The organism is Streptomyces sp. NPDC001502 (genome assembly GCF_042894785.1).
Classification (GTDB): domain Bacteria; phylum Actinomycetota; class Actinomycetes; order Streptomycetales; family Streptomycetaceae; genus Streptomyces; species Streptomyces kutzneri.
In genome coordinates this window covers 46318-70647 of sequence record NZ_JBIAVW010000014.1, presented here as the reverse complement: position 1 = coordinate 70647, position 24330 = coordinate 46318, and the positions used below count along the sequence as shown (strand labels likewise).

The 24330-nt window shown below is 72.4% G+C and carries 21 protein-coding genes; 11 read left to right on the top strand and 10 right to left on the bottom strand.

Annotation, left to right across the window (positions count from 1 at the left end; all coding sequences use genetic code 11):
- Positions 1 to 39 precede the first annotated feature (39 nt).
- The 4 genes from ACFY0D_RS24145 to ACFY0D_RS24130 all read left to right on the top strand — a co-directional run bounded on the left by ACFY0D_RS24145 (position 40) and on the right by ACFY0D_RS24130 (position 5447).
- Positions 40 to 495 (top strand): hypothetical protein, encoded by a 456-nt coding sequence (locus tag ACFY0D_RS24145; protein ID WP_390800146.1) that lies wholly within the window; start codon positions 40 to 42, stop codon positions 493 to 495.
- 93 nt (positions 496 to 588) lie between these two features.
- On the top strand, positions 589 to 2271 hold the full coding sequence (locus ACFY0D_RS24140; RefSeq protein ID WP_390800145.1) for a multicopper oxidase family protein: 1683 nt from the start codon (positions 589 to 591) through the stop codon (positions 2269 to 2271).
- A 118-nt stretch (positions 2272 to 2389) separates the two neighbouring features.
- A complete protein-coding gene (locus ACFY0D_RS24135) occupies positions 2390 to 3622 on the top strand; it encodes a hypothetical protein (RefSeq protein WP_390800144.1) in 1233 nt (410 codons plus the stop codon).
- A 70-nt stretch (positions 3623 to 3692) separates the two neighbouring features.
- Complete coding sequence (locus ACFY0D_RS24130; protein ID WP_390800143.1) at positions 3693 to 5447, top strand: NAD+ synthase; 1755 nt, start codon at positions 3693 to 3695, stop codon at positions 5445 to 5447.
- Between the two features lie 71 nt (positions 5448 to 5518).
- Here the strand turns inward: ACFY0D_RS24130 and ACFY0D_RS24125 are convergent, their stop codons facing one another.
- Positions 5519 to 6547 (bottom strand): endonuclease/exonuclease/phosphatase family protein, encoded by a 1029-nt coding sequence (locus ACFY0D_RS24125; RefSeq protein WP_390800142.1) that lies wholly within the window; start codon positions 6545 to 6547, stop codon positions 5519 to 5521.
- A 288-nt stretch (positions 6548 to 6835) separates the two neighbouring features.
- Between ACFY0D_RS24125 and panB the strand changes: the two genes are divergently transcribed.
- The 3 genes from panB (at position 6836) to ACFY0D_RS24110 (ending at position 9684) form a co-directional block, all read left to right on the top strand.
- Positions 6836 to 7714, top strand: a complete 879-nt coding sequence (panB, locus tag ACFY0D_RS24120; RefSeq protein ID WP_390800141.1) for a 3-methyl-2-oxobutanoate hydroxymethyltransferase — start codon at positions 6836 to 6838, stop codon at positions 7712 to 7714.
- 108 nt (positions 7715 to 7822) lie between these two features.
- The gene (locus tag ACFY0D_RS24115) at positions 7823 to 8836 is read left to right on the top strand and encodes an ATP-binding cassette domain-containing protein (protein WP_390800140.1); all 1014 of its coding nucleotides are present in this window, start codon (positions 7823 to 7825) and stop codon (positions 8834 to 8836) included.
- Complete coding sequence (locus tag ACFY0D_RS24110) at positions 8833 to 9684, top strand: ABC transporter permease (RefSeq protein WP_390800139.1); 852 nt, start codon at positions 8833 to 8835, stop codon at positions 9682 to 9684. The genes ACFY0D_RS24115 and ACFY0D_RS24110 overlap by 4 nt, the downstream gene beginning before the upstream one ends.
- 56 nt (positions 9685 to 9740) lie before the next feature.
- On the opposite strand, the gene ACFY0D_RS24105 is transcribed toward ACFY0D_RS24110, so the two are convergent.
- Positions 9741 to 13103: a BTAD domain-containing putative transcriptional regulator gene (locus ACFY0D_RS24105; protein ID WP_390800138.1), complete on the bottom strand. Its 3363-nt coding sequence runs from the start codon at positions 13101 to 13103 to the stop codon at positions 9741 to 9743.
- A gap of 73 nt (positions 13104 to 13176) precedes the next feature.
- Here ACFY0D_RS24105 and ACFY0D_RS24100 point away from each other — a divergent pair, with 73 nt between their 5' ends.
- Entirely contained in the window at positions 13177 to 13977 is an 801-nt protein-coding gene (locus ACFY0D_RS24100; protein ID WP_390800137.1) for a site-2 protease family protein, read from the top strand.
- A 309-nt stretch (positions 13978 to 14286) separates the two neighbouring features.
- Here the strand turns inward: ACFY0D_RS24100 and ACFY0D_RS24095 are convergent, their stop codons facing one another.
- On the bottom strand, positions 14287 to 14478 hold the full coding sequence (locus ACFY0D_RS24095) for a hypothetical protein (protein ID WP_351155840.1): 192 nt from the start codon (positions 14476 to 14478) through the stop codon (positions 14287 to 14289).
- A gap of 239 nt (positions 14479 to 14717) precedes the next feature.
- Here ACFY0D_RS24095 and ACFY0D_RS24090 point away from each other — a divergent pair, with 239 nt between their 5' ends.
- Entirely contained in the window at positions 14718 to 16781 is a 2064-nt protein-coding gene (locus tag ACFY0D_RS24090) for a TerD family protein (protein ID WP_390800136.1), read from the top strand.
- A 63-nt stretch (positions 16782 to 16844) separates the two neighbouring features.
- Here the strand turns inward: ACFY0D_RS24090 and npdG are convergent, their stop codons facing one another.
- Complete coding sequence (gene npdG / locus ACFY0D_RS24085) at positions 16845 to 17549, bottom strand: NADPH-dependent F420 reductase (protein WP_390800135.1); 705 nt, start codon at positions 17547 to 17549, stop codon at positions 16845 to 16847.
- Between the two features lie 94 nt (positions 17550 to 17643).
- Between npdG and ACFY0D_RS24080 the strand changes: the two genes are divergently transcribed.
- Positions 17644 to 18255 carry a hypothetical protein gene (locus ACFY0D_RS24080; RefSeq protein ID WP_390800134.1) on the top strand — a complete coding sequence of 204 codons (612 nt, stop codon included), beginning with the start codon at positions 17644 to 17646 and terminating at the stop codon, positions 18253 to 18255.
- Between the two features lie 3 nt (positions 18256 to 18258).
- Here the strand turns inward: ACFY0D_RS24080 and ACFY0D_RS24075 are convergent, their stop codons facing one another.
- Positions 18259 to 18507: a hypothetical protein gene (locus ACFY0D_RS24075; protein ID WP_390800133.1), complete on the bottom strand. Its 249-nt coding sequence runs from the start codon at positions 18505 to 18507 to the stop codon at positions 18259 to 18261.
- Positions 18508 to 18578: 71 nt separating this feature from the next.
- Here ACFY0D_RS24075 and map point away from each other — a divergent pair, with 71 nt between their 5' ends.
- Positions 18579 to 19436 carry a type I methionyl aminopeptidase gene (map, locus tag ACFY0D_RS24070; protein WP_382536247.1) on the top strand — a complete coding sequence of 286 codons (858 nt, stop codon included), beginning with the start codon at positions 18579 to 18581 and terminating at the stop codon, positions 19434 to 19436.
- Between the two features lie 88 nt (positions 19437 to 19524).
- Here map and ACFY0D_RS24065 read toward each other — a convergent pair whose 3' ends face one another.
- The 5 genes from ACFY0D_RS24065 to ACFY0D_RS24045 form a co-directional block, all read right to left on the bottom strand.
- Entirely contained in the window at positions 19525 to 20172 is a 648-nt protein-coding gene (locus tag ACFY0D_RS24065; protein WP_314251161.1) for a biliverdin-producing heme oxygenase, read from the bottom strand.
- Positions 20173 to 20300: 128 nt separating this feature from the next.
- Positions 20301 to 20618 (bottom strand): hypothetical protein, encoded by a 318-nt coding sequence (locus ACFY0D_RS24060; RefSeq protein ID WP_390800132.1) that lies wholly within the window; start codon positions 20616 to 20618, stop codon positions 20301 to 20303.
- Positions 20619 to 20704: 86 nt separating this feature from the next.
- Entirely contained in the window at positions 20705 to 21370 is a 666-nt protein-coding gene (locus tag ACFY0D_RS24055) for a PhzF family phenazine biosynthesis protein (RefSeq protein ID WP_390800131.1), read from the bottom strand.
- A gap of 19 nt (positions 21371 to 21389) precedes the next feature.
- On the bottom strand, positions 21390 to 22841 hold the full coding sequence (locus ACFY0D_RS24050; protein WP_390800130.1) for an HtaA domain-containing protein: 1452 nt from the start codon (positions 22839 to 22841) through the stop codon (positions 21390 to 21392).
- A gap of 49 nt (positions 22842 to 22890) precedes the next feature.
- Positions 22891 to 24303, bottom strand: a complete 1413-nt coding sequence (locus tag ACFY0D_RS24045; RefSeq protein WP_390800129.1) for an HtaA domain-containing protein — start codon at positions 24301 to 24303, stop codon at positions 22891 to 22893.
- Positions 24304 to 24330: the final 27 nt, after the last annotated feature.

Genomic DNA, 24330 nt, shown 5'->3' with positions numbered 1-24330 from the left:
TCCTCCGATCGGATACCCACCCCCGGTAGGGTTCCCGCCATGACGCGCAGTGCTCGGCGAGCCGCCCCGGGGTCCCGGTTGCCGCTGCTCGCCGCGCTGCTGCTGGGCATCGTCACCATGCACACCCTGGGCCATCCGACTGAGTCCCACGCCATGCAAGACGTGTCCCCGGCCCACTCCGTTGCCTCGGCGGGACGCCCCGCCCCGGCAGGGCACGGTGGCACGCGCCACACCTCGGCCCCGGCCACCGGCGCACCCTCCCCCACGGTCCCCGTGTGGGGGTACGCGATGCCCGCGACCGAGATGGACCCCACGTCGGTCTGCCTCGCCGTGCTCGCGGGGCTCGTCGTCCTGCTCGTCGGCACCGGCCGGACCGGATCCCGTCGCGCCGCGCCGCTCGGGGGCGCGGCCCGCATACCGGTCCGGTCCGGCGGTGGTCCGGACCCGCCCTCGCCCCGCGAGCTCCTCACCCGGCTGGCGGTCCTGCGGGCGTAGGCCGACGCCGCCGCCCCCGCATGCCCGCGCATGCCCGGGGCGGCGCCGAACCGTGCCCATGCATCCGTAACACCACACCCATGAGGTGCTCCCATGCGCTCTCTTCCCACCCGTCGCACCCTGCTCGGCGCATCCGCGGCCGTCCTCGGCTCAGGGCTGCTCACCTCCTGCGCCGGATCCTCCGGCTCCGCGGGATCCACCGGGTCCGCCGGGTCCGCCGGGTCCGCCGGCACCGGCCACGGCTCGATGAACCACGGCGGCTCCGCCGCCGATGCGCCCGAGGGGTACGTGGACCCGGCCGGGCCCGAGGTGCAGGCCGCCGAGGCCGCCCGCAAGGCCACCGGCCCGCTCACCGAGGTCAAGGTGACCGCCACCGCCACCCCGCTCGACCTCGGCGCCGGCATCACCGTCCGCTCGTGGGCGTACGGGGACAAGCTGCCGGGCCAGGAGGTCCGGGCCACCGCGGGCGGCACGCTCGCCCTCACCCTCGCCAACAACCTCCCCGAGGCCACCTCCCTGCACTGGCACGGCCTCGCGCTGCGCAACGACATGGACGGGGTCCCGGGGCTGACCCAGCGGGACATCGCCCCGGGCGGGTCCTTCCCGTACAGGTTCGCCGTCCCGAACCCGGGCACGTACTGGTTCCACCCGCACACCGGGGTCCAGCAGGACCGCGGCCTGTACGGCCCGCTCGTCATCGAGGACCCCAAGGAGCCCCTCTCCTACGACAAGGAGTGGGTGGTGGTCCTGGACGACTGGATCGACGGGGTGGACGGAGCCACCCCTGACGCCGTCCTCGCCGAGCTCCGCAAGGGCATGAACGGCAACGGCGGAGCCCACGCGGCCCACGGCCGGAGCCCCTCCCCCTCCTCCTCCCCCTCCTCCGCCCCCTCCCACTCCCCCTCCTCCTCCCCCTCTCCCTCCGCCGGCGGCACCAAGAAGCGCTCCTACGTCGCCATGGGCGGCCACAGCGACTACCTCGGCGGGGACGCGGGCGACGTCGTCTACGCGTACTACCTGATCAACGGGCGGGTGGCGGACGACCCTTCGGTGCTCACGGCCAAGCCCGGCGACCGGATCCGGCTGCGCATCATCAACGCCGGCGGGGACACCGCCTTCCGGATCGCCCTCGGCGACCACGAACTGACGGTCACCCACACCGACGGCTACCCGGTGGAGCAGACGACGACGGGGTCACTGCTGCTGGGCATGGGCGAGCGGTACGACGTCCTGGTCACCGCCAAGGACGGGGTGTTCCCCCTCACCGCACTGGCCGAGGGCAAGGAGGGCTCGGCGCTCGCGGTGCTGCGCACCGGGTCCGGGACGGCGCCCACGGCCTCGACCCGGCCGGCCGAACTGGACGCGCCGCCGCTGATGGCGGACGCGCTGAGGGCTGCCGAATCGGCCGCACTGGCCCCGCGCGACCCGGACCGTACGGTGCAGCTCCGGCTCACCGGCTCCATGACCAACTACAACTGGGCCTTCGACGGCAAGCCGTACACGCCCGACCAGCGGCACCCGGTGAAGGCGGGCGAGCGGGTCCGGCTGGAGTTCCGCAACGCGACCCCGATGTGGCACCCGGTACACCTGCACGGGCACACCTTCGCGCTGGGCGGGCAGGAGGGCGGGCCGCGCAAGGACACCGCGATCCTCCTGCCGGGGCGCAGGCTGACGGTGGACTTCGACGCGGACAACCCCGGGCTGTGGATGACGCACTGCCACAACGTCTACCACTCGGAGTCCGGGATGATGACGGTGCTCGGCTACCAGCTGTAGGTCACGGCCTCCCCGCCCGGCCTCCGGGGCCGGGCGGGAATTCGGGTGGGCCCCGGGCGCGGGCATGGCACCCTTGCGGTGATCACGACTGCAGCGACAAAAGGACGATCCCGCCGGTATGAGCACCCCGCCGAACCCGCCCAGCACTCCTGTCGGTCCGCCGACCGAGCCGACGGGCACCCCGACACCCGAGACGGACTCCATACCGGCGCCCGCGTCCGCACAGCCGCTCTCGCTGGAGAAGACCCCGGCCGCCCCGGCGCCCCCCGAGGCGCCGCAGACCCCCGAGGCGCCGCAGACCCCCGAGACTCCGACGGCCCCCGAGGCCCCGGCGACAGTCCAGGCCCCCGAGGCCCCCGAGGCCCCCGAGGCCCCGGCGCCTGCCGCGGCCGCCCCGGAGCCGGTTCCCGTGCCGTCGGCCTTCGCCCCGCCGACCCCGCCGACCCCGCCGGCGCCCGCGCCCGCCCCTGCGGCCGCAGGCTTCGGCGCACCCGGGGGCCCCGGCGCACCCGGCGCACCCGGCCACCCGTGGGGTGAGCCCACCCCCGGCTTCCCCGGAGCCCAGTACCCCGCGTACCCGCAGGCCACCCCGGCCAGCAACGGCCTGGCGGTCGCCGCCGTGATCACCGGCGGCTTCGGCATCTTCCTGGGCGTCATCCCGTTCCTCTTCTGGGCCGGCACCATGGTCGCCGCCGTCGGCGTGGGCCTCGGCATCAGCGGTATCGCCCGCGCCAACAAGGGCGCCCCGAACAAGTCGATGGCCGTCGTCGGCACCGTTCTCGCCGTGCTCGGCCTGCTCTCCTCGGTCGGCGGCTTCTTCCTCACCGTCCTGGTCGTCGACCGGGCCGACAGCCGGATCGACCGGCAGATCGAGGAGGACTGGGGGCCGGACGGGCACTACCCCGACAGTGAGCCCTGGCCTTCCAAGTCCCCTTCGCCCACCCAGGTCCCCGGCCTGACCAGCGCGCTGCCGTTCGGCGAGACCTTCACCTACCCGAACGGCGTCAAGGTGAGCCTGTCGGTTCCGACGAAGTACGAGGCGCAGAACAAGTACTCCCGCGAGCGGATCAAGAACGCGGTCCAGCTCACCGTCACCATCACCAACGGCTCGTCCGCGCCGCACGAAGTGATCTACGCCGTGCCCAACGTCCGCGACGACCACGGCATGGCCGCCGAGATGGTCTACGACTCCGGCAGCGTGCCGAAGATGATCAGGGGCTCGATCCTGCCGGGCGAAACCGCCAGCGGGATCGTGGCCTTCGAGGTCCCCGAGGGCACCAAGAGCATCACCGCGGACATCTCCGCCGGAACCAGACTCGACGACGTGAAGTACGCGGGCCCGATCGGCTGACGGGACGTCATCACGCAGGAAACAGGCGGGGCCCAGGACATCGCGTCAGAAAGACGATTACACTGGGCCCGTGCCTCAACTTCGACTCGCTCTGAATCAGATCGACTCGCACGTCGGCGACATCGCCGCCAACGCCGACTCGGTCGTCCACTGGACCCGGCACTCCGCCGAGCAGGGCGCCCACCTGGTGGCGTTCCCGGAGATGATGCTGACCGGGTACCCCGTCGAGGACCTCGCCCTGCGCGGATCCTTCGTGGAGGCCTCCCGTAGCGCGCTGCGCGAGCTCGCGGAGCGGCTCGCGGCCGAGGGCCTCGGCGAGCTGCCGGTCGTCGTCGGCTACCTCGACCGCACCGAGCGGGCCACGCCCCGCCTGGGCCGCCCGGCCGGCTCCCCCGAGAACGCGGCCGCCGTGCTGCACCGCGGACAGGTCGTCCTGCGCTTCGCCAAGCACCACCTCCCCAACTACGGCGTGTTCGACGAGTTCCGGTACTTCGTGCCGGGCGACACGCAGCCGGTGATCCGGGTGGGCGGGGTCGACGTGGCCCTGGCCATCTGCGAGGACCTCTGGCAGGAGGGCGGCCGGGTCCCGGCCACCCGCTCCGCCGGGGCAGGGCTGCTGATCTCCGTGAACGCGTCCCCGTACGAGCGCAACAAGGACGACCTGCGCCTCGAACTGGTCCGGAAGCGGGCCCAGGAGGCCGGCTGCACCCTCGCCTACCTGGCGATGATCGGCGGCCAGGACGAGCTGGTCTTCGACGGCGACTCGATCGTCGTCGACGCCGACGGGCAGGTCATCGCCCGCGCCCCGCAGTTCTCCGAGGGCTGCGTCCTGGTCGACCTCGACCTGCCGGCCGCCCGGGCCGACGCGCCCGAGGGCGTGGTGGACGACGGACTGCGCATCGAGCGCGTGATCCTCTCCGAGGAGCCCGTGGAGCCGTACGAGCCGGTGGTCACCGGCGGTTACGCCGACCGGCTCGACGACGACGAGGAGGTCTACGACGCGCTGGTCGTGGGACTGCGCGCCTACGTCAAGAAGAACGGGTTCCGCTCCGTCCTGATCGGGCTCTCCGGCGGCATCGACTCCGCGCTCGTCGCCGCCATCGCCTGCGACGCGATCGGCGCGCAGAACGTCTACGGCGTCTCGATGCCCTCGAAGTACTCCTCGGACCACTCCCGCAACGACGCGGCCGACCTGGCCGAGCGCACCGGACTGAACTTCCGGACCGTCTCCATCGAGCCGATGTTCGACGCCTACATGGCCTCGCTGGGCCTGACCGGCCTGGCCGAGGAGAACCTCCAGTCCCGGCTGCGCGGCACCCTGCTGATGGCGCTGTCCAACCAGGAGGGCCACATCGTGCTGGCCCCCGGCAACAAGTCGGAGCTGGCCGTCGGCTACTCCACCCTGTACGGCGATTCGGTGGGCGCGTACGGCCCGATCAAGGACGTCTACAAGTCGGACGTGTTCCGGCTCGCGGAGTACCGCAACCGGGCCGCCGCCGAGCGCGGTGAGGTCCCGCCGATCCCGGAGAACTCGATCGTGAAGCCGCCGAGCGCCGAGCTGCGCCCGGGCCAGGTGGACACGGACTCGTTGCCGGACTACCCGGTGCTCGACGCGGTCCTGGCCATGTACGTGGACCGCGACCAGGGCATGGACGCGATCGTGGCGGCCGGCTTCGACCCGGAGCTGGTGGCCAGGACCCTGCGGATGGTGGACACGGCGGAGTACAAGCGCCGCCAGTACCCGCCGGGCACGAAGATCTCCGCGAAGGGCTTCGGCAAGGACCGTCGGCTGCCCATCACGAACGGCTGGCGCGAGCGGGCGTAGCCGCGGCCGTGCGAAGGCCCCGGCCGCTCTCTCCGAGGGGAGTGGCCGGGGCCTTCGCGTACCCGCGTCCGTCAGGGCTTCACGGTGACCCGGGCGGCGACGGGAAGGTGGTCGCTGCCGGTGCGGGGCAGGGTCCAGGAGGCCTCCGGCCGGATTCCGCGGACCATGATCTGGTCGATCCGGGCCATCGGGAACTCCGCCGGCCAGCTGAAGCCGAAGCCGTCGCCCGCCGCGCCCTGGGTGGAGCGCATCTGCGAGGTGACCTCGGAGAGGGCGCGGTCGTTCATGGTTCCGTTGAGGTCGCCGAGCAGGATGACCTTCTTCAGCGGCTCGGAGGCGAGCGCGGCGCCCAGCGCGTCGGCGCTGTCGTCGCGCTGGTTGGCGGTGAAGCCGGCGTTCAGCTTGACCCGGACGGAGGGCAGGTGGGCGACGAAGGCGGCGACCTCCCCCTGGGGGGTGGCGACGGTGGCGCGCATGGCCCGGGTCCAGCCCATCCGGATGTCGACGGGCGCGCTCGCGCTGAGCGGGTACTTGCTCCACAGGCCGACGGTGCCCTCGACGGAGTGGTGCTTGTACGTGGCCGCGAGGGCCTTCTCGTAGACGGGGACGGCGCTGCCCTTGAGCTCGGTCAGGGCCAGGACGTCGGCCCCCGACCGGGCCACCGACTCGGCGGTGCCGCGCGGGTCGGGGTTGTCGGCGTCGACGTTGTGGGTGGCCACCACCAGGTTGCCGCCGGAGCCGGACTTGTCGCTGACCAGGCCACCGAAGAGGTTCGCCCAGACGGCGGCCGTCAGCAGTATCGCGAGGAGCGCGGTGGCGGACTTGCGGTACACGGCCCCGGCCAGCAGGAGCGGCACGGCCAGGCCCAGCCAGGGCAGGAAGGTCTCGGTGAGGCTGCCGAGGTTGCCCACCTGGTTGGGCAGATCCGCGTGGAAGATCATGACGAGCGAGATCAGTGCGGCGATCGCGGCGAGGATCAAGCCCCGCCGCCAGATTCCGGGGTCCTTGCGCAGTGCGGTCAGCCGGCGCCGGAGGTGGGTTCCGGAGGGCTCGGGCTCCGAGCCGCCGTTCCCCGACTCCGTCATGTACGCCTGTGCCATACCACTGCCCTCACTGCCGTGCTCGCGCTCCGTCCCCGCCCCTTGACCCTAGGCGATGAACCGCAGCCTTCCGTGCCGTACGTCACGACCGCCGGTCACGGTCGTACGTCCGGGAGGACGAACGGCCGTGCACAGGGGGTTCCGCTTGTCACGAAACGCGCACATTGGATCCCGTGGCCAGGCTCGCACCACCGAGCACTTCCGCCTTTGCCCGCGCGGATGCCACCATGGGGGGTGAGTCCGGGGACGTCGTAAGGGCGCCTCGAGATGACACAAGGAGCAGTTGCAATGACGCATGCCGTTTCGCCTGCCCGCGAACCCGCAGCAGCATCTCCGTCGGCCTCCCCCACCCTGTACGGAGGCACGGGCACCCGGCGCATCACCGTCCGCGACCTGACCCTCGCCAAGGAACGCGGCGAGAAGTGGCCCATGCTCACGGCCTACGACGCGATGACCGCGTCCGTCTTCGACGAGGCCGGCATCCCGGTCATCCTCGTCGGCGACTCCATGGGCAACTGCCACCTCGGCTACGACTCCACCGTCCCGGTGACGATGGACCAGATGACCATGCTCTCGGCGGCCGTCGTACGCGGCACGAGCCGTGCGCTGGTCATCGGCGACATGCCGTTCGGCTCGTACCAGGAAGGCGCGGTGCAGGCCCTGCGCAGCGCCACCCGTCTGGTCAAGGAGGCCGGGGTCGGCGCGGTGAAGCTGGAGGGCGGCGAGCGCTCGCTGGCCCAGACCGAGCTGATCGTGCAGTCCGGCATCCCCGTCATGTCCCACCTGGGTCTGACCCCGCAGTCCGTCAACGCCATGGGCTACCGGGTCCAGGGCCGCGGCGACGAGGCCGCGCACCAGCTGCTGCGCGACGCGAAGGCGGCGCAGGACGCGGGCGCGTTCGCGGTGGTGCTGGAGCTCGTCCCGGCCGAGCTGGCCGCCGAGGTCACCCGGTCCCTGCACATCCCGACGGTCGGCATCGGCGCGGGCGCGGAGTGCGACGCGCAGGTGCTGGTGTGGACCGACATGATGGGCCTGACCGGCGGGAAGATGCCGAAGTTCGTCAAGCAGTACGCGAAGCTCCGCGAGACCATGACGGGCGCGGCGCGGGCGTTCGCCGAGGACGTGGTCGGCGGAACGTTCCCGCAGGCGGAGCACGCCTTCCACTGATGCGGTGAGCAACGGCCCGACAGCCCGCCGACCGCGTGTCGGCGGGCTGTCGTACGTTTGTCGGTCGGCTGTCGGTGCTTTGTCAGTGGCGGCTGGTCCCATGAGGGCATGACGCGAAACGACAACAAGCCCAACGCCGTGGAGGTACGGGGGCTGGTCAAGCACTACGGCGAGACCAAGGCCCTCGACGGTGTCGACCTGGGCGTACGGGAGGGCACGGTCCTCGGGGTCCTCGGCCCCAACGGCGCCGGCAAGACCACGCTCGTCCGCTGCCTCTCCACCCTGATCACCCCGGACGCCGGCACCGCGGTCGTCGCCGGCTTCGACGTGGTCCGCCAGCCGCGGCAGCTGCGCCGCACCATCGGCCTCACCGGCCAGTACGCCTCGGTCGACGAGAAGCTCTCCGGCTGGGAGAACCTCTACATGATCGGGCGGCTGCTCGACCTCTCCCGCAAGGACGCCCGCCGGCGCGCGGACGAGATGCTGGAGCGGTTCTCCCTGACCGAGGCGGCCAAGAAGGCCGCCATGAACTACTCCGGCGGTATGCGCCGCCGGCTCGACCTCGCCGCCTCCCTGATCGGCAACCCGGCCGTGCTCTACCTGGACGAGCCGACCACCGGTCTCGACCCCCGCACCCGCAACGAGGTGTGGGACGAGGTCCAGCGCTTGGTCGCCGAGGGCGCCACCGTACTGCTCACCACCCAGTACATGGAGGAGGCCGAGCAGCTCGCCAGCGAGCTGACGGTCATCGACCGCGGCAAGGTCATCGCCAACGGCAAGGTCGACGAGCTGAAGGCGCGCGTCGGCGGCCGCACCCTGAAGATCCGCCCCGTGGCCGCCTCGGACCTGCCGGGGATGGCCCGCTCGCTGGCCGAGGCCGGACTCGACGGCGTCGCCGGCAGCCAGGCCGTACCGGACGAGGGCGTGCTGCTGGTCCCGATCCTGAGCGACGAGCAGCTGACGGCCGTCGTCGGTCTGCTGGCCGCCCGCGGGTACGCGATCGCCGACCTCGGCACCTACCTGCCCAGCCTCGACGAGGTGTTCCTGTCCATCACCGGCCAGAAGCCCACCTCCGCCGAGGACTCCGTTCCCACCGAGAAGACCGAGGAGGTCGCGGCATGAGCACCGTAACCACGACGAAGCCCGCTCCCACCGCCTCCGGTCCTGCTCCGGTGGACGGCCGGTCCGGCGAGGGCCGGATCGGGCTGCGCGCCAACCTGCGGCACATCGGCGCGCTGGTGCGCCGCAACGCCCTGCAGATCAAGCAGGACCCCGAGTCGATGTTCGACGTCCTGTTCATGCCGATCATCTTCACGCTGCTGTTCGTGTTCGTCTTCGGCGGCGCCGTCTCCGGCAAGGGCAACCAGAGCGAGTACGTCAGCTACCTGGTCCCGGGCCTGATGGCCATGATGGGCATGAACATCGCCATGGCGGTGGGCACCGGGGTCAACGACGACTTCAAGAAGGGCGTGATGGACCGGTTCCGGTCCATGCCGATCGCCCGGTCGTCCGTACTCCTCGCGAAGATCGTGGTCGAGATCGGCCGGATGCTCGTCGCCATCACGATCCTGCTGGGCATGGGCTTCATCCTGGGCCTGTCCATCAAGGGCTCGATCGTGGACCTGTTCCTGTCCATCGGCCTGTCGGTCGTCTTCGGCGCCTCGCTCATGTGGATCTTCATCCTGCTGGGCCTGACCCTGAGCTCCGCGCAGGCCGTCCAGGGCATGGCCATGATGGTCCTCATGCCGCTCCAGTTCGGCAGCTCCATCTTCGCCATGCCGTCCACGATGCCGGGCTGGCTGCAGACCTTCACGGACTACAACCCGCTGTCCAACCTGGCCGACGCGGCCCGGGCCCTGATCAACGGGACGCCCGTGGGCGACTCGGTGTGGATGACCCTGGCCTGGTCGGTCGCCATCACCGCGGTCACCATGCCGCTCGCGGTACGGAAGTTCCGCCAGAAGACCTGATCCGCGGACCGATCCGTTCGGATCGCGTCCCGGACGGGCACCGGCCGGGGGCCGGGTCAGATGAGGGCGGTGGCCTCCTCCAGGGAGAGGCCACCGCCTTCGGCGTACGCCTTCTCGTAGACGGCGTCGCCCAGCGCCGCCCGGGCCAGCTCCTGCGCGCGGGCGTGGTCCTCGCGCTCCGTCGTGACCGGGAAGTGCGCGGGCGGCAGCTGCGCCCGGTAGGCGCCCAGCAGCCTGGCGGCGTCGTACTCCCGGCGCGGGCCGCCGAGCGAGACCAGCGAGAGGGCGGCCGTCAGCAGGTGGACCGCAGGCATCTGCGGGGCCACCATCCGCGACATCGGGTCCAGGGCGGTGTCCATGGCCTGGCGCAGCCGGTCGAGGGCCTCCTCGTACAGCCCCTGCCGGTTGTCCAGCCAGGCCATCGTGCCGAGCAGGAAGCCGTCGAAGATGGCGAACGCGCCGAAGGCGAACTCGTCCCGCAGGAGCTGCAGCTGGGCGCGCGCCTCGGAGATCCGGCCCGTGCGGCCGAGGATGCCCGCGAGGAACATCCGGGCGGCGGGCATGGCCTCGTTGCCGTACCGCTGCACCGTCGCGGTGATCTCCGTGAGGATCTGCTCGGCCTCCTCGATCCGGCCGGCCTCGGTCAGCGTCCCGGCCATCCGTACGCGCAGCACCGTCACCTGGGCCATGGCGCCGAGGCGTTCGGCGTAGGCGATCGCCTCCTGGTAGTCGCGGGCGGCCAGTGCGTACTCGCCGCGCTTCTCCCGGGCCTCGGCGCGGGCGGACAGCGCCTCGGCGCAGCCCCAGGCGTCGCCGAGTTCGCGGAACAGGGCCAGGCTCTCGTCGGCGTCGCGCGAGGCGTCCCCGGCCCAGTCGGCCCGGTTCGCGAGGATGTTGGCGCGCAGCTGGAGTCCGGAGGCCAGCTCCCAGCGGTAGCCGAGCTCGCGGGCGGTCTCGACGGTCGCGTCGACGACCCGCTGGAGCAGTCCGGGGTCCCCGGCGATCATGACGGCGTAGATCCACAGGGAGGCGGGGGTCCGGCAGGTCTGCGGCAGTCCGGGGCGGTAGGTGGCGAGGACCCCGTCGATCAGGGCGCGGACCGAGGGGGTGTTCCAGGTCTCGTTGGTCTGGTCGCGTGAGGCCAGCAGGACGAGGTTGAGGGCGCGCCAGCCCTCGGTGCGCGTTTCGCCGGAGTAGGGCGGCGGCGTGTCGACGAGCCGTTCGTAGACGGGCTCGGCAGCGACGAAGGGCGGCTCGAAGGGGTTGGGGCCGAGGGCGGCGGTGGCCTCGGACCAGTGCCGGGATTCGGAGCGCAGGTCGTGCATGTGCCAGTACCAGCCGAGCGAGTGGACCAGGCACAGGGCTTCGTCGGCGTCGCGTACGGCGACGGCCCGGCGCAGGGCGGTACGCAGGTTCTCGTACTCGGTGGCGAGCCGGTCGGCGGCCGCCCGCTGGCCGTGGCCGCGCAGCAGCGGCTCGGTGGTGCGGGCGAGCTCGCGGTAGTGGACGAGGTGGCGGTGCTCGGTGGCCTCGCGGTCGCCGGCGGTCTCGGCGAGGCGTTCGGCGGCGTACTCGCCGACCGTCTCCAGCAGGCGGTAGCGCATGCCGAGGCCGTCGGGTCCGGGGGCGGCCACGACGAGGGACTTGTCGACGAGGGAGCCGAGGACGTCGGCGGGGTCGTACGGGGCCACGTCCGAGGGGTCGGCGCAGACGGCCTCGGCGGCGGCGAGGTCGCAGCCGCCGGCGAAGACGGACAGCCGGCGCAGGACGGTCCGTTCGGCCTCGTCGAGCAGGTCCCAGGACCAGTCGACGACCGCGCGCAGGGTCTGCTGGCGGGGCAGGACGGTACGGGCGCCGCTGGTCAGGAGCCGGAAGCGGTCGTCGAGGCGGTCGGCGATCTGGCGCGGGGTGAGCAGCCGCAGCCGGGCGGCGGCCAGCTCGATGGCGAGCGGCAGACCGTCGAGGCGGCGGCAGATCTCGGCGGCCGCGGCCGGGTCCTCCTCGATGGTGAACCCGGCGCGGGCGGCGGCCCCGCGGTCGCCGAGCAGCCGCAGCGCGATCGGGTCGGGCAGCGGTTCCACCGGGCGCAGGGACTCCCCCGGGACGCCGAGGGGTTCGCGGCTGGTGGCCAGGATCCGGACGTCGGGGCAGTGCGTGAGGAGGCGTTCCGCGAGGGCGGCGGCCGCGCCGATGACGTGCTCGCAGTTGTCGAGCAGCAGCAGGAGCCGGCGCCGTGCGCAGTGCTCGGCGAGCCGGTCGAGGGGGTCGTCCCCGGCGCGTTCGGTGAAGGCGCGCAGTTCCTCGGCGGCGGCGCCGCGCAGCTTGGTCTCCCGGGCCCCGAGCGCGGCGAGGGTGGCTTCGGCGACATCCTCCGGGTCGTCGACGGGAGCGAGTTCCACGAGCCAGACCCCGTCGGGCCAGGCGCTCTCGTCCTGGGCCTCGGCGGCCTCCTGGGACAGCCGCGTCTTGCCGGCGCCGCCGGGCCCGAGGAGCGTGACGAGGCGGGCCCGCGCGAGGTCGTCCCCGATGACGCGGATGTCGTCCTCACGGCCGACGAAGGTGGTCAGGCGCGCCCGCAGATTTCCCGCGGACGCGGGGGCCGCCTGGGGCACGGCGGCGGCGGGCACGGCGGTGGCGGGCACGACAGCGGCGGCGGCAGGAGCGGCGGCAGCGGCAGCGGCAGCGGCAGGAGCGGTCGGCGGGTGCGTGTCCGAGGTCAGCAGTTCGGCGTGCAGGGCCCGCAGTTCCGGGCCCGGGTCCGTGCCCAACCGGTCGGACAGCTCCCGGCGGAGGCTGTCGTACTCGGCCAGTGCCTCCGCCGGGCGGCCCGCGTCGCGCAGGGCCCGGATGCGCAGGGTGTGCAACGGCTCGTCCAGCGGCTGCTGCGCGCACAGCGCGGTCAGCTCCGGCAGGCACCGCTCCGCCTCGCCCATGGCCAGGGCCGCCGCGATCCGCCCCCGGCGCGCGTCCATCCGTACGGCCTCCCAGCGCGCGGCCTCCGCGGCCGGGTCCGGCAGGTCGGCGAGGGCCGGCCCGCGCCACAGGGCGAGGGCCTCCTCGTACAGGGCCGCCGCCTCGGCCGGGTCCGGCGCCCGGCCTGCGGCCCCGGCCAGCCGCTCGAAGCGGTACAGGTCGATGTCCTCGCGCTCGGCGGCCAGCTGGTAGCCGCCCTCCGCGGAGCGCACGGCCGGGTGCCCGAGCGCCCGCCGCAGCCGGGCGACCAGCGCCTGCAGGGCCGCCATCGCATCGGCCGGCGGATCGCCGTCCCACACCTCGGCGACGAGCAGCCGGGCGGGCACCACCCGCCCCGGCCGCAGCGCGAGCGCTGTCAGGAGCGCCCGAAGGCGCGCTCCGCCGACGGCCACGGGGGTCCCGTCGTCGTGGTGGGCCTGGGCGGTTCCGAGGATCGCGTAACGCACCGGCCCATTGTCCCCGCACCCGGCACCGGACCCGCACCCTTTTCCGTCCGGCCTGCGGGATAGGTTTCCCGGCATGGGTCATCAGGGCAGCCGCGGCGAGCGGCGCATCAGTTCGGTATTCCTCGGCATCTTCGCGATCATGGCTGTCACGGGCTGGGCGGTGTGGACGGGGTACGCGGCGAGCCCCGGACTCGCCGTTTTCCTCTTCGTGACGTCGGCGTGGATCGTCTCCCTGTGCCTGCACGAGTACGCGCATGCCCGCACCGCCCTGCACGGCGGTGACCTCACGGTGGGCGCCAAGGGCTACCTGACGCTGAATCCGCTCAAGTACACGCACGCGCTGCTCAGCATCGTGCTGCCGGTGATCTTCGTGATCCTGGGCGGCATCGGCCTGCCCGGCGGCGCGGTGTTCATCGAGCGCAACCGGATCCAGGGCCGCTGGAAGCACAGCCTCATCTCGGCGGCGGGCCCGCTGACCAACGTGGCCTTCGCCGTGGTGTGCACGGCCCCGTTCTGGCTGGACGCCCTCGACGGGGTGCCCCTGGCGTTCCGCTACGCGCTCGCCTTCCTCGCCATGCTGCAGGTCTCGGCGGCGATCTTGAACTTCCTGCCGGTACCGGGCCTGGACGGCTACGGGGTCATCGAGCCCTGGCTGTCGTACCGGGTGCGCCGCGAGATGGAGCCGCTGGCGCAGTTCGGCCTGCTGGCCGTGTTCGCGCTGCTGTGGATCCCGGGGGTCAACGCGTTCTTCTTCGGCGCGGTGGACGGCCTGATGTCGGCGCTCGGCGTCTCGGACCTGGAAACGTACTGCGGCCGTGACCTCTACAGCTTCTGGCGGGACACCGACGGCTTCTGCGCCGTCCCGCAGGACTGACGGCCCGGCGCCGGGCGAAGACCGCGGCGGCCCCGGCGGGCAACCTCCGCAAGCGGGGTGCGAACCCGCTGGACCCCGCGAACGCCCCCCACCTGGCCGCCCCGGCCGACGGCGGGCGGTCGACGACCCGGTGGCCCATGCCCCCGGCGGGGGAACATCCACCGGTTCGACAACGACGCGCGGTCGACGGCCTCCTGGGCCGACTACGACCTGCTCGCCCCGGGCCGGGCGCAGGGTACGGACTTCCTCATGGCGTCGCCGACCCCGTGGGCGGATTCGGCCCGGCCGTCTGACCAGCCAGGGCAGTTCCTAGACGGCGTTGCGCGCGGCTGAGGCCTTCTCGGCCTTCGCCTTGCGCAGGTAGTACCAGGCCATGTTGGACGTGAGGCCGGCCAGCAGCACCCAGACGATCCCGAGGAAGCTGCCCTCGACGAAGGCGACGACGGCCGCGGCCACCGCACAGGCGCAGACGACAATGGCGAAGACGGCAAGGCGGGGCATGGGAAGAGCTCCTCGAAAACACTGAACGGGGCCGAGCTCCTCCAGTGTCCCCCATGCCCCGCAGTGCTGCCGTAAGGGCGCCCGCCGATCACGTCCGGTTCGTTTCCGGCTTCACCTGATCTCCTGCACCCCGTGGCGCTAGGTTCGGCGGGTACGCGCCGGATCCGGGCGTGACAGAACGAACAGCCCGGCCTGCTCGGCCCGCGACGGACGACGCCGGGCGTGTGGGGGGAGCACGTATGCAGGAGATCTCCAAGGGCGCGAACGTCAGCCTGACCGCCCTCAGCGAGGACGCCGGGGCGGTCGTCGTGAGCCTGGGCTGGACCAGCGCCACCGGAGCCGGCGATGCCGATGTCTCCGTGCTGCTCCTGGACGAGAACGGCAAGATCCGCAGCGAGAACGACTTCTACTTCTACAACCACCCCGCCGCCGCGGACGGGAGCGTCCAGCTCCTCGGCAAGACGCCGACCTCGAACGGCGACGAGGACCGCATCAGTGTGGACCTCACCGCCGTTCCCGAGGACGTGGCGCGGATCGTGGTGGCGGCCAGCCAGTACGGCGGCGCACGCTTCGGAGATCTCGACGATCTGCGGATGACGGTCTCGGACCGGACGGGGGAGCCGCTCGTCGGGTACTCCATCGAGGACGCTGGCGTGGAGACGGCCTTCATCTTCGGTGAGCTGTACCGGCGCGGCGAGGAGTGGAAGTTCCGCGCCGTGGGACAGGGGTACGAGACCGGCCTCACCGGGCTGGCCACGGATTTCGGCATCGAGGTACTGGAGGACACCGAGCCGGCGGCGGCGACGGCCGAGAGCACCGCCGAGAGCACCGCCGAGACCGCCGCCGTGCCCGCGCCGCCGGAGGAGGGCGAGGCGACCGCCGTCCCGGCCGAGGCGACCGCGACGGCGCCCGAGGCCCCGGCGGCGGAGGCGGCTGCGTCGGAGGCGGCTGCGGCGAGCGCCACCGTGCCCGCCCAGACCCGCGGCCGCGCACCCCGCACGACGAGGAAGAAGGTCACCCTCCCCAAGGTGGCCAAGAAGTCGCTCGCCGAGAACGAGTCCTGGCGCACCGCGCGGCTCTTCCCCGTGCCGTCCCTCAAGAGCGACAAGGAGCGCGAGGTCCGGGCGACCTCCGTCCTGCTCTCCGTCATGGCGCAGGTGCCCGAGCTGGGCCGCCGCCTCACCGCCGGGTTCGGAGCACCCGCCGGCCGCATGCAGACCTTCACCGAGGTCCCCCTCCCCCACGGCGACACCCCGAAGCGGCCGGACGGGGTGATCCGGGTGGAACGCGCGGGCAAGCTGTGGACGGCCCTCGTGGAGACGAAGACGCACGGCAATCCGCTCAAGGACGAGCAGGTCCAGCAGTACATGGACATCGCCGCGCGCCGCGGCTACGAGGCGGTGATCACGCTCTCCAACGACGTGGCACTGGACGGCTCACCCGTGGTCGACGTCAAGATCGACGGGCGGCGCAAGCACAAGGTCAGCCTCTGGCACCTGTCATGGGCGGAGGTGGCCCACCAGGCCCAGATGCTGATCCGCCACGAGGGCGTCGGCAACGCCGCCCACGCCTGGCTCCTCCAGGAGCTCCTGGAGTACCTCCAGCACGAGAACTCGGGCTGCCACGGATTCCAGAACATGGGCCCCGCCTGGGTGCCCGTGCGCAAGGGCATCGAGGACGAGACCATCAGCCCCGACGACGAGCGCGCCGTCGATGTCGTCGAGAGCTGGGAGCGGCTGATCCGCCAGGTCTGCCTGCGCCTCGGCGGCGAGCTGGGACAGAAGGCCCTGCCCGTGCAGCGCACCCGGCGCGACAGCGATCCGCGGACCCGCCGGGCCCTGGCGGCCGCGGCGCTGTGCGCCGACGGGAAGCTCTCCGCCGAGCTGCGCATCGACGGAACGAGTTCCGTCATGGCCGTCACCGCCGATCTGCGGACCGGCAAGGTCCGCACCTCCGTGGACATCCCGGCCCCGGAGGGCTCGTACCCGCTGGCCACGACGAAGCGGCTGCTGCGGGCGCTGGCCGAAGCGCCGGCGGACCTGCACGTCCAGAGCCTGGTGGAGGGCGAGAACGGGCCGCGCGGCACCCTGGAGCGGCTGCGCCCCGAGCCCGGCGATCTGCTGCCCAAGGACGGGGCCGCGCCGACCGGGTTCCGGCTGTCACTGATCAAGGGGATGGGCAACACCCGGGGCAACACGGAGTCCGGTTTCATCCGCGGCGTCGACGCCGCGGTCGACCGCTTCTACCACGGGGTGGTGGCCCACCTGGGCGCCGTCGAGGCGCGCGGCGGCCGCCGCGGTTGATCCCGTTCCCGGCGGTCCGGTCCCTGCGGGCCCGGGCCGCCGGGGGTGGTGTCGGGGACCGGGTCAGAGGTCCGTGACGCGCAGGCCCGCGTGGGCCTTGTAACGGCGGTTGGTGGAGATCAGGTTGGCCACGAGGGACTCGACCTGGTGGGCGTTGCGCAGGCGGCCGGCGAAGACGCCGCGCATGCCCGGGATGCGGGCGGCCAGGGCCTGGACGATGTCCGTGTCGGCACGGACCTCGCCGAGGACCATCACGTCGGTGTCGATCTCGTCGATCGACTCGTCCTGGAGCAGGACGGCCGAGAGGTGGTGGAAGGCGGCGGTGACCCGGGAGTCCGGGAGCAGGGCGGCGGCCTGCTGGGCGGCGCTGCCCTCTTCGACCTGGAGGGCGTAGGCGCCCTGCTTGTCGAAGCCGAGCGGGTTGACGCAGTCCACCACGAGCTTGCCCGCGAGGTCCTCGCGCAGCGCTACGAGGGTCTTGGCGTGGCCCTCCCACGGCACCGCGATGATGACGATGTCGCTGCGGCGCGCGCACTCGGCGTTGTCCGCGCCCTCCACGCCGAGGCCCAGTTCGTCGGCCGCGGTCTGCGCGCGGTCGGCGGCGCGCGAGCCGATGATCACCTTCTGGCCGGCCCTGGCGAGCCGGTAGGCCAGGCCCCGGCCCTGGTCACCGGTGCCGCCGAGGACGCCGACCACGAGGCCGGACACGTCCGGCAGCTCCCACGGGTCCTTGACCGGCGGCTTCTGCGTGTTGTCTGAGGAAGTCATGGGGGCGAGGGTACTGCCGGGTAGCCCACAGTCGAAGGGTGGCGAAGGGGAAGGAACCGCTCCCCGTGTCGCCCGCATGGTGCAGGATGCCGATATGGACGCCGTGAGGGTCGCGCTGCTGCGCGAGGTGCTCGCCGGTACGCAGTGGCCGGGCGCCGCGCGCCGCTTCGCAGGATCGCTGCGCCGGTCCGTCGTACCGGGCGGCGGTCACCTGCTGCTGGTGGGGACCGAGGGCTACGAGCCCTGGCATCTGGCGGCGCACCTGGTGGACGAGGCCGCCTGGTCGGGTCTGCCGGAGCTGGCGCCCACCCTCGTACGCCACCACGTGCGGCCAGGGGAGCCGGCGCACCTGTCGGTGGGGCTGGGCCGGCTGGCGGCGGTCCGGCGCGGGCACACGCTGCTGGTGGTGGCACCCGGGGCACCGGGTGAAGGGCTGCTGGAGCGGGTCCACGACGCGCGGCGCGCGGGGGCGACCGTACTGTCCCTGGACGGCGGGGACCCGGATCTGGGGGCGCTCGCCCACGACGCGCTGTCGGTACCGGCACCGGTGCCGGAGGACGAGATGGATCTGGACACCGTGCAGCACCTGGTCAGCGCGGCGGCCGGGGAGAACACCGTCCCGGTGCGGCGCGGGCCGCGCCGGTTCAGGGACCGGCTGGCGCGGCTGGCCGACCACCTGACCGCGCCGCCGCCCAGCCGCTGGTAGGGGCTACGCCCCGCCCGTGCCGGTGGTGCCCTCTTCGTCCTCGCGGGTCTTGTCGTTCCACTTGGGGTCGTTCTGCCATTCGAGGTTGCGTTCCTGCGCCGTCTCCATGGCGTGGGTCGCCTCCTCCGGGGTGCTGTAGGGCCCGAACCGGTCCTTGGCCGGGCAGTCGGGGCCTTCCTCGACCTTCTTGTGGACCAGGCAGTAGTACCACTCGCCGGGTTTGCCCACCTGACGCTTCTTGAACAGGGCCATCGTCGTCGGGCTCCTCTCATACCGCTCTATCCCGCCATGCTGCCCCATCCCCGCTGGATACACTCGCTCGCATGTCTGGCCAGTCGCTGCTCGTACCAGGCGAGCTCTCTCCCGTCCGTTCCGTTCCCGGAAACATCCGCCGGCCCGAGTACGTGGGCAAGCCCGCACCCACTCCGTACACCGGACCGGAGGTGCAATCGGCCGAGACCATCGAGGCCATGCGCATCGCCGGCCGGATCGCCGCCCAGGCGATGGAGGAGGCCGCCAAGCTGATCGCGCCGGGGGTGACCACCGACGAGCTCGACCGGGTCGCCCACGCGTACATGTGCGACCACGGGGCCTACCCCTCGACGCTCGGTTACCGGGGCTTCCCGAAGTCGCTGTGTTCCTCCGTGAACGAGGTCATCTGCCACGGCATCCCCGATTCCACCGTCCTGCGCGACGGCGACATCGTGAACCTCGACGTGACCGCGTACATCGGCGGCGTGCACGGCGACAACAACGCGACCTACCTGTGCGGGGAGGTGGACGAGGAGTCGCGGCTGCTGGTGGAGCGCACCCGGGAGGCGCTGAACCGGGCCGTCAAGGCCGTCAAGCCGGGCCGCCAGATCAACATCATCGGCCGGGTCATCGAGTCGTACGCGAAGCGCTTCGGCTACGGCGTGGTCCGGGACTTCACCGGCCACGGCATCAACTCGTCCTTCCATTCGGGCCTGATCGTCCCGCACTACGACAGCCCGCACGCCACCACCGTCATCGAGCCCGGCATGACCTTCACCATCGAGCCGATGCTGACGCTGGGCACCCACGAGTACGACATGTGGGAGGACGGCTGGACGGTCGTCACGAAGGACCGCAAGCGGACCGCGCAGTTCGAACACACGCTGGTGGTCACGGACTCCGGCGCGGAGATCCTGACCCTCCCCTAGTGCTGTGACCGGGCCCGGTGCATCTGTGCACCGGGCCCGGCCCTGTTCCCGCGGACTCCACGCGGACTCCCGGCGGACTCCCCGCGGGCTACGCGCTGAGCGGGAACTGCTCGCCCAGCTCCCGGAAGACCGCGCCGTTGAAGTCGAAGGCGCGCTTGCACTCGTCGATGATGCGCTGCTTCTCCAGGTCGTCCGCCGCTATGGCGTCCAGCAGCTCGCGGTAGGTCCGCTTGAAGGCCGCCGGGTTGGAGATGTCCGCGAAGACGTAGAACCGGACGCCGTCGCCCTTGCGCTCGAAGCCCCAGGTGCGCTCGGCCTTGTCCCGGATGATCTGGCCGCCGGAGAGGTCGCCCAGGTAGCGGGTGTAGTGGTGGGCGACGTACCCGCCCGGCCACTGCGCCGCGCACTCGGCCACCCGGTCGGCGTACGCACGCGTCGCGGGCAGGGCCACCACGCTCTCACGCCAGTCCGGGCCCACCAGGTGGGCGAGGTCGCGCTCGATCTCGGCGACGCGCATGAGCTCGGGCTGGATGAACGGGCCTGCCACCGGGTCGTCCTTCAGGGATTCGGCCGCGTCCTCCAGGGCCCGGTACACGAACCACAGTTGCTCGGTGTAGCGCGTGTACGCGTCCACGCCGAGCCGTCCACCCAGCAGATCGCTCATGAAGGTCGACGTCTCGGCCTCGGTGTGCTGCTCGTGCGAGGCGACGCGGATGACCGTAGAGAAGGCGTCCAAGGCGGACCTCCAGGAAGAGGAATCAGGCGTGACGGCATCACCGTCACGCCCGATCCTCCTACTTAGGCTTGCCTAAGTCAATGAGTTCCCGACGCCTTGTCGGTAAAAAATCCGGCCCCGCGCCGACGTCAGCTGCCCGAGAGCGCCCAGAGCGCGAGCCACCCGATGAGGACCAGGTGGGGATAGAGGAAGGCCAGGAGGCAGCCGGTGCTCCCCAGCGCGAGGCGCCGCCTGCGCTGCGCGTCCGTCCGGGGCGGGATCCAGGTGAAGGCCACCATCGCCAGCGGCAGGGCGTAGAAAAGGACGAACCCGGGCGGGAAGCCGGGCAGGTACGAGCTCGCCCGGCCGCACCACACGGCCACCGGGGCCAGTACGGTGAAGAGCACCGCCACCGGCAGCCACCGCTGCCGCTCGTCGGGGCGGCCGGTCACCGAAGTCTTCGTCATGACGCCATTGCACCGCGGCGCCCGCCGGCCGCGTCAGCGCCCGCGTACTCACTTCCTCCCGTACGGGATACTCAGGAGGGCGTGTGTCAGATCCGGTCCGGGGGCGGGGCGAACCGGACGCGGCCGCCGATCTCCACGGTGCCGTCCGGGCCGGGGGCGGTGAGGATCTGGGATCCGGCGCCCTGGGTGATGTTCAGGGCTCGGTTCAGCTGGGCCGTCAGCAGGATCGCCGCCGATCCGGTGGCCTCGTCCTCGGCGATGATCCCGTCGGGGCGGCGCGGGAAGCCCCGGGCCCGCACGCGACCCGCGGCCTCGTCCTCCCAGGCCCAGGCGTACAACCAGCCCTCGCCGGGCGGCGGGGCGGGCAGCGCCTCGACCTCGGCGACGGATCCGTACTGCTCGGTGCGCTTGCCCTCGACCCACTCGGGGCGGGCCGTGATCCAGGTGAACTCCCCGTCGTCGCGGGCCCATACGGATCCGGCGGGCGGCTGGAGCTCCTCTATGTCCAGCAACCACGCGGCCCCGACCAGCGGGTGTCCCGCGAAGGACATGCGCGTGCCGGGGGTGCGGATGTCGACGACCCCGCGCTCGGGGTCGTCGACGAACACCGTCTCGCTGTAGCCGAGTTCGGCGGCCAGGGCCTGCCGCGACGCGTCGTCGGGGCAGGTCCGGCCGTCGCGTACGACACCGAGCAGGTTGCCGAAGCGGCCGTCACCCGCGCAGAAGACCTTCAACACGTCGAGATCGTTCACGCGGGAATTGAAGCACGGCTCAGACCTGGGCCGTACGGCGCCTGCGCGCGAGGTACACCGCGCCCGCGCCGGCCGCGATCACCACGCCGGAGGTGGTGAGCAGGGCCCCGGCCGGGATCTCGGCGCCGGTGTTGGCGAGGTTGCCGCCGACGGAGGAGGAGCCGCCGCCGACGGTGCCGCCCGTACCGCCGGTGGTGCCGCCGGTCGTACCGCCCGTGGTGCCACCCGTGGTGGTGCCGGTTCCGCCGGTGGTGCCGCCGTTCGAGCCGCCCGTCGCGCCGCCGGTCGTCCCACCGGTGCTCGGCAGGGTGGCGTCCTTGTCCACCGCCACGGCGAAGGTGAGCGGGTCGATCGCGTCGCCCGCCTTGTACATGGAGCCGGTGGTGTCGTTGGCGAAGGCGGCCGCACCCTCGGCGGTGAAGACCGCCGGGACGGCGTTCAGCGCCAGGACGCCGTTCTTGGTCTTGTAGTCGGTCTTCGACAGGTCGAGCGTGGCGAAGCGAAGGCCCGTCTTGGTGCCGGAGCCGTTCTTGACGTCCACGTAGAGGGTGCCGGTCTTGCCGGTGGCCTCGACGCGGGGGCTGCCGAAGGTCATGTCGATGCCGTGGGCCGCGTACTGGAAGCGGAGGTTGCCCTCGAAGGAGGCGTTCAGCTTCTGCTTCTTGACGTCGAGGTCGCCCTTGCCGAAGGCGAAGTCGAAGGTGTCGCCGTTCTTGGCGGCGCCGCCGGCCGGGGTGATCGAGCCAGCGCTCAGCACGTACTTGCGGAAGGACTCCTTAACGCCCCACGTCAGCTTGCCGCTGAGTACCTTCTGCGTGTCGTCGGCCGGAGGGGTCGGGTTCTTGGTGGTGTTCTCCGGGATGGGCTCGGGGTCGGGCTTCTTCTCGAACTCCAGCTTCGCGGTGAGCGGGTCGCCCGGCTTGTCCTTGTAGCCCGGCGAACCGAGCACGTCCGCGGCCTCCTGGGTGAGCGTGGTCGCCAGGCCGTTCATCGCCTGACCGGTGAAGGCCACGGTGGCCATCGGCACGTCCTGGGTGGTGGCGCCGCCCTTGGTGACGTCCGCGGTGAGCTTCTTGGTACCGGTGTCGATCCGGATGTCCGAGAGCTTGACCTCGAAGCCGTGTCCGGCCGGCGGGGCGGGCGAGGAGAAGGTGACGCTGCCCTTGAAGGCCGCCTTCACCACGTGCCCGTTGGCCGGCTCGTACGCGCCGGTCGGCTCGACGAAGCGCAGCGTGCCGTCCTCGTTCTGCTTGGCCCCGTCCGCGACGGTGATGGTGCCCTTGGCCATGCCGGTCACGTAGGCGCGGTAGCTCGCGAGCACGCCCCAGTCGAGGGTGCCACCGGTGATCTTCATCGGGTCGGTAGGCGGGCCGCCCGCGGCGGTGGCGGGCAGGGCGAAGGCGGTGGCGCCGAGCGCCGCGGCGGTCAGGACCGCGGCCGCGAGGGAGATCGGGCGTCGGATGGACGACATGGCTGGGTACTCCTGAAGGAACCGGGGGAAGGGGGAGAGGAGGGGGCGCCTACTGGGGTGCGTCGGTCGGGGCGGCCGAGGCGGCTGCCGTACGGCGCTTGCGCACGACCAGGAAGGTGCCGCCGCCGGCCAGGACGAGGACGGCCACGGCGAGGGCGACGAAGAGCCCGGCGTCCGAGGACTCGGCGGCCTTCGCGGCGGGGGCGGGCTCGGCGGACGGCGACGCGGACGCGGGGGCGGGGGCGGGCGAGGCCGTCGAGCCCAGGTCGGGCAGGGCGGGCAGCTGGGCGGTGGAGTCCAGGGCGACGGCGAGCGAGACGGGGTCCATCTCGGTGCCGGCCTTGTACATGGAGTTGAAGGCCTGGGAGCCGCCCTCGGTGAGGGTGGCCGGGGCTTCGGTCAGGGTGGCCAGCTTGCCCTCGGTCTTCAGACCCTTGGCGTCGAACTCCACGAGCGGGACGGCGTTCTTCGTCGCGCCGCCGGCGGTGACGTCCGCGGACAGGACGCCCTTGCCGTTCTCCACCTTCACGCTCATCTTGCCGAGCGTGAGGTCCAGGTGGGCGCCGGTGAACTGGACCGTACCGGCGAAGGCCGCGTCAAGAGTGCCCTTCGCGCCGTCGAACGAGCCCTTGCCCTGCGGGAAGCGGAACAGCGCGCCGCCGTCCTGGGCGCCCTCGGCGAGGGTCCACTTGCCCTGGCCGACCGAGCCGGTGACGTACTCGCGGAAGGTGCGGCGCACCCCCCAGTCGACGGCGGCGTCGGCGAAGGCGCCCGGCGCCTGCGGGGTCTCCGCGGTGGCGCTCGGCTGCGCGGTCGTCGCCGACGGCACGGGCTCGGCGGCCGGGGCGCTCTTGACGTCGGCGGAGAGCGAGACGGGGTCGAGCTGGGTGCCGGCGCCGTAGTAGCCGGCGAAGGCCTTGGCGCCTTCCCCGGTGAGGGTGGCCGGGATGTTCGTGAGGGACAGCGGGCTGGCGCCGCCCTTCATGTTGATGCCGCCGACGCCGAGCGAGGCGAAGGCGACCTGCGACTGGCTGGTGACCGCGCCGCTGTCCTTGGCCTTGCTGGAGACGTCCACGTACAGGGTGCCCTTGCCGCCGGAGATCTTGACGGTCGGGCGGCTGATGGTCATGTCCAGCTCGTAGACGCCGTCGGGCTTCTGGTGGCCCTGGAAGGTCACCCCACCCGAGTAGGAGGCCTCGAAGGTGCCGGAGTCGGGGTCGTAGGAGCCGGCGGCGGAGTGGAAGCGGAAGAGGCTGCCGCCGATGGTGGCCGCGCCACTCTTCAGCTTGAAACCGCCTTTTGCGACCGGACCCGTGACATAACTCTGGAAAGACGATTTGATGCCCCAGTCGAGTCGACCCCCCTGTACGGTGCCCGCCTGGGCGGCGGTCGCCGGGAGCAGAGCGCCCAGCAGGGCCGCCAACAGGGCGACGGCGAACGCACGGACGGGTCTTGTGGGCATGAATGCCCCCTCCTAAGGTCTAGCGGG

Bases quoted from the DNA above. Each gene is read 5' to 3' on its own strand.
- ACFY0D_RS24060 (WP_390800132.1), bottom strand. From the start codon at position 20,618: ATGACGAAGACTTCGGTGACCGGCCGCCCCGACGAGCGGCAGCGGTGG.
- panB (WP_390800141.1), top strand. From the start codon at position 6,836: ATGACGCATGCCGTTTCGCCTGCCCGCGAACCCGCAGCAGCATCTCCG.
- ACFY0D_RS24115 (WP_390800140.1), top strand. From the start codon at position 7,823: ATGACGCGAAACGACAACAAGCCCAACGCCGTGGAGGTACGGGGGCTG.
- ACFY0D_RS24100 (WP_390800137.1), top strand. From the start codon at position 13,177: ATGGGTCATCAGGGCAGCCGCGGCGAGCGGCGCATCAGTTCGGTATTC.
- npdG (WP_390800135.1), bottom strand. From the start codon at position 17,549: ATGACTTCCTCAGACAACACGCAGAAGCCGCCGGTCAAGGACCCGTGG.
- ACFY0D_RS24095 (WP_351155840.1), bottom strand. From the start codon at position 14,478: ATGCCCCGCCTTGCCGTCTTCGCCATTGTCGTCTGCGCCTGTGCGGTG.
- ACFY0D_RS24125 (WP_390800142.1), bottom strand. From the start codon at position 6,547: ATGGCACAGGCGTACATGACGGAGTCGGGGAACGGCGGCTCGGAGCCC.
- ACFY0D_RS24140 (WP_390800145.1), top strand. From the start codon at position 589: ATGCGCTCTCTTCCCACCCGTCGCACCCTGCTCGGCGCATCCGCGGCC.
- ACFY0D_RS24145 (WP_390800146.1), top strand. From the start codon at position 40: ATGACGCGCAGTGCTCGGCGAGCCGCCCCGGGGTCCCGGTTGCCGCTG.
- ACFY0D_RS24075 (WP_390800133.1), bottom strand. From the start codon at position 18,507: ATGGCCCTGTTCAAGAAGCGTCAGGTGGGCAAACCCGGCGAGTGGTAC.
- ACFY0D_RS24110 (WP_390800139.1), top strand. From the start codon at position 8,833: ATGAGCACCGTAACCACGACGAAGCCCGCTCCCACCGCCTCCGGTCCT.
- ACFY0D_RS24080 (WP_390800134.1), top strand. From the start codon at position 17,644: ATGGACGCCGTGAGGGTCGCGCTGCTGCGCGAGGTGCTCGCCGGTACG.
- ACFY0D_RS24090 (WP_390800136.1), top strand. From the start codon at position 14,718: ATGCAGGAGATCTCCAAGGGCGCGAACGTCAGCCTGACCGCCCTCAGC.
- ACFY0D_RS24045 (WP_390800129.1), bottom strand. From the start codon at position 24,303: ATGCCCACAAGACCCGTCCGTGCGTTCGCCGTCGCCCTGTTGGCGGCC.
- map (WP_382536247.1), top strand. From the start codon at position 18,579: ATGTCTGGCCAGTCGCTGCTCGTACCAGGCGAGCTCTCTCCCGTCCGT.
- ACFY0D_RS24135 (WP_390800144.1), top strand. From the start codon at position 2,390: ATGAGCACCCCGCCGAACCCGCCCAGCACTCCTGTCGGTCCGCCGACC.
- ACFY0D_RS24050 (WP_390800130.1), bottom strand. From the start codon at position 22,841: ATGTCGTCCATCCGACGCCCGATCTCCCTCGCGGCCGCGGTCCTGACC.